We start from the raw sequence: 6,579 nt of genomic DNA on the forward strand, positions 1-6,579 counted from the left end.
GGGCCGGTGGGTTCCCGCCGCGGCGAATCGAACGTCGGCCCAGTCGACGGCGAATCGAACGCCGGGCCGGTCGACGGCGAATCGAACCTCGGCCCGATGGACGGCACCCCGGAAGCCGCCGTCTCCTCGGCCGGTTCGAGCTCCGACTCCGCGAGCTGGCGCCGCCCGCGTCGTTCCGGCGGCGGGCTCCCCGCCTCGTGCACCGTCCCGTCGGGATGGATCATCAGTACCCACTCCCCGTCCGGATCCTTGATCTCCAGGGTCAGGACGCGCCCCTGGTCGGCCGCCCGCCCAGCGACAAACTCGGTCACGATCTCGTCGGCGTCGGCTGCGCTCGGCGCAGCGAAACGATGCGTGACACCGTCCACCACAAGTTCCGCCACGCCGTCTGCAGTGACGACCGCGTGTGCCGAGTCTCCGGGCGCCGAAGCGTCGGACTCGCTCATTGGATCTACTCCCTCAAAAGGCCTCGTCCGCGTGCTGACACGGACCGAACTGGCCCCCACCGGGTTGAACCTACGCTGGCTGCCCGCAGATCGCACAGTGCTCCCACCCCATGGCACGGAATGCGGGACCTCCTGACCCCGAAGAAGCCGCGGTTCGGCGAGGATGGGGCCATGCCCGCCTACCTCGCCAGGATCACCGTCTTCGACGTGCTCGACGACGACGAACGAGCCGGCATGGGCGATGCCCTCGGCGCCCACGGCGAGCCCGAAATGGCTGGTGAGCAGGTGGTCTTCTCCGTTCTCGGCGAGGCACCCGACCTGCCGACCGCATCCGCGGCCGCCACCCAGCACACCGCCGAGGTGCTCGACGGGTACACCTATGAGGTCGACGTGGCAGGGGTGCTGTGATGGATCGCGACGCGGTAATGGCCTGGGTGACCCGATACGAAGATGCCTGGCGGGCGAACGACGCCGACGCCGTCGAGACGCTGTTCACCCCGGACGCGAGCTACCGACGCTCGCCGTACCTGCCGCCCGAGGTCGGCCACGGGCAGATCCGCGCGATCTGGTGCGACGACGGCGAGACGTTCACCATGCGCGCCGAGCCGGTCGCGGTCGAGGACCGCTCGGCGGTCGTGCGACTCCTGGTCAGGTATGGGGACCCCGTGCGCCAGGAGTACAAGGATCTGTGGGTGCTCCGCTTCGCACCCGACGGTCGCGTGGCGGACTTCGAGGAGTGGCCGTACGAGCCCGGACAGCCCGACGCCGCCGCCGGCGACTGACTGCCTGGGTCGCGAGCGCCGGAGACCCGACACCGGGTCCCCGGTGGGCGAGACGACCGGGTCCGGACACACGAATGCCCCGGCACAAGGCCGGGGCAGACGTGGCGATCAGAACCTTCGAGAAGGCTCAGAGTCTCTCAGCGTGCAAGAGATCCCTCAATGAAGAGAGATTCAGAGGGGGCGAATGTTCTCAGCCTGCGGGCCCTTCGGGCCCTGCGTGACGTCGAACTCAACCTTCTGGTTCTCGTCGAGCGAGCGGTAGCCGCTGCTCGAGATCGCGGAGTAGTGGGCGAAGACGTCAGCGCCGCCGTCGTCGGGCGCGATGAATCCAAAGCCCTTTTCGGCGTTGAACCACTTCACGGTGCCAGTTGCCATAATAAATTCTCCTCCAGGAGCGTTCGGTCGATCCCGACTGTCGGGATCGCTCGTCGCGGTGTCCGTCGTCCGCTCCGGGAAGCAAAGCGCCCCGGCCGCGAGGCCGGAACGTTCAAGACGTTCGATGCACAGCAACTTCAGTGCCGAGAGTAGCGCAGACACACGCCCCGGGGAACTCCATCCACTGGCTGGAGCGTGAGGAACTACTCACGGCGGGTTCGCCGGACCCTCTGCGGAGCACCGATCCGCTGCCCTACGCTCGGGCGAATATGAAGCCTTTCCTACTCCTCGCGTCCCGCGCGGAAGACCGCGCCGCCGCGGAGGAGCACGCCGAGTTCGCGCGGTTCGCGGGCCTGAGCCTCGACCTCCTGCACCACGTGCGGATGGAGGCCGGGCCGCTGCCCTCGATCGACCTCGACCGGTACTCGGGCGTCTTCGTCGGGGGCAGCCCGTTCAACTCGAGCGACCCGGAGGAGTCCAAACCCGCTGTCCAGCGCCGCGTCGAGGCCGAGCTCCGGGTGGTGCTCGACGACATCGTGGCGCGCGACTTCCCGTTCCTGGGCGCCTGCTACGGCGTCGGCACGCTGGGCGTGCACGAGGGTGCGGTCATCGACGCCACCTACGGGGAACCGGTGGGCGCGGTGCCGATCACGCTCACCGACGAGGGCCTGCGCGATCCGCTCCTCGCGGGGATCCCCGCGACGTTCGATGCGTTCGTCGGCCACAAGGAGGCGTGCAAGTCGCTGCCGACCCACGCCGCGCTGCTCGCGTCGTCCGCGACCTGCCCGGTCCAGATGTTCCGGGTCAAGCAGAACCTGTACGCCACGCAGTTTCACCCCGAGCTCGACGTGCCGGGCATCATCCTGCGCATCCAGACCTACCGGCACGCCGGCTATTTCCCGCCCGACGACGCCGATCGCGTCATCGCCGGTGTGCGCGACACCCGCGTCAACGTCCCGCCGCGGATCCTGGCGAACTTCGTGCGCCGCTACGGCGCCTGACCGGCGGCGCGCACCGCAAGACGGCGACACCAGGTCGACTTTCTACCCCGGCAGTTCACCCCCGGGCCTCCCGGCGGCCTCCACCGCGTCGCGCCCGGTCCACCGGACGCGGATACGATTGTTCGCGCCATGAACAGCAACGGAACAGAACTCGGCTCGATGCGGCTCGCGACCTTCAACATCCTGCACGGCCGGTCCCTCACCGATGGCAAGGTCGATGTCGACCGGTTTGCCGCGGCGGTCCGGTCCCTGGACGCGGACGTCCTGGGACTCCAGGAGGTCGACTGCGACCAGCCGCGCTCGCACGGCGCGGACCTGACCACCATCGCCGCGCAGGCCATGGGCGCGCGCGAGCACCGGTTCATGGCCACCATGGCCGGGGTACCGGGAAAGTGGTCGGCCGCGATCGGCAACGAGCCACCGCAGCACTCCGTGCCCAGCTACGGGATCGCGCTGCTCAGCCGGCACCCGGTGCGGCACTGGCGGGCGATCCGGCTGCCCCGGCTGCACGGCCGGATCCCGGTCATGCACGCCGGTCGCCGTCGGCCGGTGCTCATCAAGGACGAGCCGCGCGCCGCGATCGCGGCGGTGCTGGACACCCCGGACGGTCTGATGACCGTCGTCGTGACGCATCTCACACTCATTCCCGGCTGGAACGCCGTCCAGCTGCGGCGCCTGGTCCGGCTGGTCCGCGGCCTGCCCCGGCCGCTCGTGGTGCTGGGCGACCTGAACCTCTCGGGCCGGCTGCCCGCTCGGATGACCGGGATGCGCCCGCTGGCCAGCGCCCTGACGTTTCCGGTCGGCACGCCGGTCCGGCAGATCGACCACATCCTCGGCGCTGGTCCGGTGCGGACCACGTCCGACGGCGCGAGCCTGGACCTCGGGGTGTCCGACCACCAGGCACTCGTCGTGGAGGTCGAGGTGCACCCCGCCGGCGCGCCTACCCCTGGTCGAGATCGACGCTGAACCAGACCGTCTTGCCCCTCGACCCGTGCCGCTCGATGCCCCAGTCGGCGGCGAGGGTGTCGACGAGCGCGAGGCCACGACCGCTGGTCGCCGACGGTCCGGAATGCAGCACGACCGGGGCCTGCGAGCTGTCGTCGCGCACCGCCACCCGGACCGTGCGGCGGATCCGCCAGGCGCGGACCCGGACCAGCCCGTCCGGCGGGCCGTGCAGGGCGGCATTCGCCACGAGCTCGCCGGTGAGGAGCTCGACCACCTGGTTCTCGGCGCCGAAGACGCCGTCGGCCGCGAGTTTGTTCATCACCCAGTCCCGGGCGAGCCTCGCCGACGACGGGCGGGCCGGCAGCCGCAGCTCGTCCGTCCCGGGCGCACCCTGACCGCCGCCCCGGACCGATCGCAACGGTGCGTGGGCGCGACCCGCGAGGCGCGCGCGCCGCTCGTCCCGATCGCCCATATGGCCACTCTGCCCGAGGTCCACCCTCCCGGCGCGGCGAGAGGGTGGACCCGCGGACCGCCGTCGGGCGGGCTCAGCGAGCGGCGGAACCCTGCTGGTACCCGGCGACCGAGCCCGGGGCGGGCGCCTCGAGGGGCATCAGGATCCACAGGATCGGGTAGACGATCAGCTGGCTGCCTGGGAGGACCATCAGGACCAGCACGAACAGCAGACGGGCGGGCCACGGGTCGAGCCCGAACCGGCGTCCGAGCCCGGCGCACACGCCCGCAAGGACGCGGCCGTCGCGGGGGCGGACGAGGCCCTGGCGGCTGAAGGAATCGTGGATGTCGGTCACGGTGTGCCTGCTTCTTTCGGTGAGGTCGTGCGTGTTGATCCGCTGGAACTCTTCGAGCATGGCGCGGGAAGGCCCCGCGACGCATCGGGGAACCCCCTGATGCGTCCCTGATTTCTCCCGGTCCTCTACCCTGGCGCCCATGAGCAAACTCGACGCCCAGCGCGCGATGAAGGTCGCCCGGTACGACGCGGCGCAGGCAGCGTCGGGCACGCGACCTGCCGCGAAGGCGGCCACGAAGCCGGCCACGCCGGCCAGCAAGCCGGCCACCACCCGCCCGCCGAAGTCCCGGGCGAAGTCGACCGCGAAGGCAGCCACCAAGGCCGTGTCGCCCGAGCCCGCCGCGAGCGTCGCGCCGGCCCCGGAGGAGTGCGGCCACCGCAGCATCCAGGGAAAGACCTGCAAGCGCCCGCTCGGCCACTCCGAGACGAGCCACAAGTACACCTGACCGCCCCCCGACGTGTCAGCCGCTGCGCGCTCCCTGGACCGCGCACGCCCTGACAGGTTCCGCCAGACCTGGATGTGTCAGATCGAGCGCGGTCCGGCGGACCGCGCTCGATCTGACACGCCGGGGGCGGAAAAGTGACGGGGCCTTCCCTCGCCCGGCCGCCGGGTGCACTGTAGAAGCACGAGGGAAGGAGCAGCCATGCAGGCAGCCATCGGCGACCGACTGCACGTGCACAGCAAGGCGGTCGGGCACGCGGAGCAGCTCGCCGCGGTCATCGAGATCCACGGAAAGAACGGCGAACCGCCCTATCGCGTGCGTTACGACGACGGGCACGAGGCGCTCATCTATCCCGGACCCGACTGCACCATCGAGCACGCGACGCACGCACAGCAGGCGTGAGGAGCGGCGGGCCTACCCACCCAGCGGCTGCTGGGCGCGGTAGTCCCGCAGCAGCGCGTCCACGACGCGCGCGGTGCGCGCGGCGCTCTGCCCGGTGCTCGGGCACTCGCCGCGCCCGGTGAGCGCGTCCACCACCGACTGGATGAGCGGCTGCTGGACCGTGCCCGGGTAGGGCGCCTCGATCCGCTGCTCGCCGTTCGCGCCGGTCAGGCGCAACGGCTCCTGGCCGAACGAGGAGAACCGCAGCGTCCCCGCCGTGCCGGCGATCTCGACCTCGTCCCGGTGCTCATGGCCGTCGAAGGACCACAGCCCGACGCCCTGGACACCGGACGCGAAGCTGAACACCCCCGTCACCAGGTCCTCGCACCCGTAGCGCCCACCCTGGTCGACGGCGACGCCGCTCACGTGGGTCACCGGGCCGAGCAACCAGTCGAGCAGGTCCAGCGTGTGCGACCCCAGGTCGACGAAGAGCCCGCCGCCGGAGATCTCCGGGCGCAGGCGCCACGGCCGGTTCTCGGCCGAGATGTCGGGCGCCTTCTGCTCGGTCCGGATCGAGACGGTGCGCGGCTCCCCGATCGCGCCGGCGTCGAGCAGCTCGCGGACGGTGCGGAAGCGGGGCATCGCGCGCCGGTAGTACGCCACGAAGAGGGGGACGCCCGCGAGCGCGCAGGCGTCGATCATCGCGTCGCACTCCGCCGCGGTGCGGGCCATCGGCTTCTCCACGTACACGGGCTTTCCCGCGGCCGCCGCCCGCAGGGTGTAGTCGCAGTGGGCGTCCGGCGGGGTGGCGATGTAGACGGCGTCGACCTCCGGGTCGGCGATCAGGGCGTCGGCGTCGTCGTACCAGCGTGGCACGCCGTGGCGCCGGGCGTAGTCGGCCGCCTTGTCGGCCGAGCGGCGCATCACCGCGACCAGCTCCGAGCGGTCCGCCTGCTGGAAGCCGGGCCCGCTCTTGACCTCGGTCACGTCGCCGACCCCGATGATTCCCCAGCGCACCGTCTCCATGGCGGTCACCGTAGCCCGCGTGGACGACGCCGATCGGCTCGTCCGCGGTGGGCGCGACCGCCGCTCGGGCCGGCCGCTCGGACCGACCGCTCGGGCGGGCCGCCCGGGCGGGCCGCTCGGACCGGCCCGTCAGACCAGCCGGCCGGCCAGCGAGCGCGAGAGCGCGAGCGTGAACGCGACCAGCGCGGCCAGCGACACGACCCCCGCGGAGAGCAGGTTCCCCGCGCCGGCGGCCGGCCCGGTGAGGATCAGCTCGAGGATCCCCCCGGGCAGCGTGATCACCGCCGCAGCGCCGAAGAGCGCGGCCCCCACGGTGGCGGCGAAGCCGTCCGGCAGCCCGCGGGCCGCGCTCGAGGCGGCCGCCCGGCGCCGGAC

Annotated in this window: 11 protein-coding genes and 1 pseudogene; 6 read left to right on the top strand and 6 right to left on the bottom strand. The window is 71.9% G+C overall.

Going from position 1 to position 6,579, the window contains the following annotated elements; genetic code table 11:
• Positions 1-446 (bottom strand): annotated as a pseudogene (locus VIM26_RS00740) (hypothetical protein); the annotation flags it as partial.
• A 171-nt stretch (positions 447-617) separates the two neighbouring features.
• Between VIM26_RS00740 and VIM26_RS00745 the strand changes: the two are divergent.
• A complete protein-coding gene (locus VIM26_RS00745; RefSeq protein ID WP_331948393.1) occupies positions 618-854 on the top strand; it encodes a hypothetical protein in 237 nt (78 codons plus the stop codon).
• Positions 855-871: 17 nt separating this feature from the next.
• On the top strand, positions 872-1,228 hold the full coding sequence (locus VIM26_RS00750; protein WP_331948402.1) for a nuclear transport factor 2 family protein: 357 nt from the start codon (positions 872-874) through the stop codon (positions 1,226-1,228).
• Positions 1,229-1,399: 171 nt separating this feature from the next.
• Here the strand turns inward: VIM26_RS00750 and VIM26_RS00755 are convergent, their stop codons facing one another.
• Complete coding sequence (locus VIM26_RS00755) at positions 1,400-1,603, bottom strand: cold-shock protein (RefSeq protein ID WP_130102167.1); 204 nt, start codon at positions 1,601-1,603, stop codon at positions 1,400-1,402.
• Between the two features lie 269 nt (positions 1,604-1,872).
• On the opposite strand from VIM26_RS00755, the gene VIM26_RS00760 reads away from it, so the two are divergent.
• Both VIM26_RS00760 and VIM26_RS00765 read left to right on the top strand, forming a co-directional pair.
• Positions 1,873-2,604: a glutamine amidotransferase gene (locus VIM26_RS00760; RefSeq protein ID WP_331948394.1), complete on the top strand. Its 732-nt coding sequence runs from the start codon at positions 1,873-1,875 to the stop codon at positions 2,602-2,604.
• Positions 2,605-2,733: 129 nt separating this feature from the next.
• Positions 2,734-3,570, top strand: a complete 837-nt coding sequence (locus VIM26_RS00765; protein ID WP_331948395.1) for an endonuclease/exonuclease/phosphatase family protein — start codon at positions 2,734-2,736, stop codon at positions 3,568-3,570.
• Here the strand turns inward: VIM26_RS00765 and VIM26_RS00770 are convergent.
• A complete protein-coding gene (locus VIM26_RS00770; RefSeq protein ID WP_331948396.1) occupies positions 3,545-4,021 on the bottom strand; it encodes an ATP-binding protein in 477 nt (158 codons plus the stop codon). The genes VIM26_RS00765 and VIM26_RS00770 overlap by 26 nt on opposite strands.
• Before the next feature lie 73 nt (positions 4,022-4,094).
• The gene (locus tag VIM26_RS00775; protein WP_331948397.1) at positions 4,095-4,415 is read right to left on the bottom strand and encodes a PspC domain-containing protein; all 321 of its coding nucleotides are present in this window, start codon (positions 4,413-4,415) and stop codon (positions 4,095-4,097) included.
• 79 nt (positions 4,416-4,494) lie between these two features.
• Here VIM26_RS00775 and VIM26_RS00780 point away from each other — a divergent pair, with 79 nt between their 5' ends.
• Both VIM26_RS00780 and VIM26_RS00785 read left to right on the top strand, forming a co-directional pair.
• On the top strand, positions 4,495-4,800 hold the full coding sequence (locus VIM26_RS00780; RefSeq protein ID WP_331948398.1) for a hypothetical protein: 306 nt from the start codon (positions 4,495-4,497) through the stop codon (positions 4,798-4,800).
• Positions 4,801-4,998: 198 nt separating this feature from the next.
• The gene (locus VIM26_RS00785; RefSeq protein ID WP_331948399.1) at positions 4,999-5,199 is read left to right on the top strand and encodes a DUF1918 domain-containing protein; all 201 of its coding nucleotides are present in this window, start codon (positions 4,999-5,001) and stop codon (positions 5,197-5,199) included.
• A 12-nt stretch (positions 5,200-5,211) separates the two neighbouring features.
• Here the strand turns inward: VIM26_RS00785 and VIM26_RS00790 are convergent, their stop codons facing one another.
• Positions 5,212-6,204 carry a Gfo/Idh/MocA family oxidoreductase gene (locus VIM26_RS00790; RefSeq protein ID WP_331948400.1) on the bottom strand — a complete coding sequence of 331 codons (993 nt, stop codon included), beginning with the start codon at positions 6,202-6,204 and terminating at the stop codon, positions 5,212-5,214.
• A gap of 129 nt (positions 6,205-6,333) precedes the next feature.
• The coding region (locus VIM26_RS00795) for a hypothetical protein (RefSeq protein ID WP_331948401.1) at positions 6,334-6,579 on the bottom strand (246 nt) is incomplete at its 5' end.

The organism is Pengzhenrongella sp. (assembly GCF_036565025.1).
Lineage (GTDB): Bacteria > Actinomycetota > Actinomycetes > Actinomycetales > Cellulomonadaceae > Pengzhenrongella.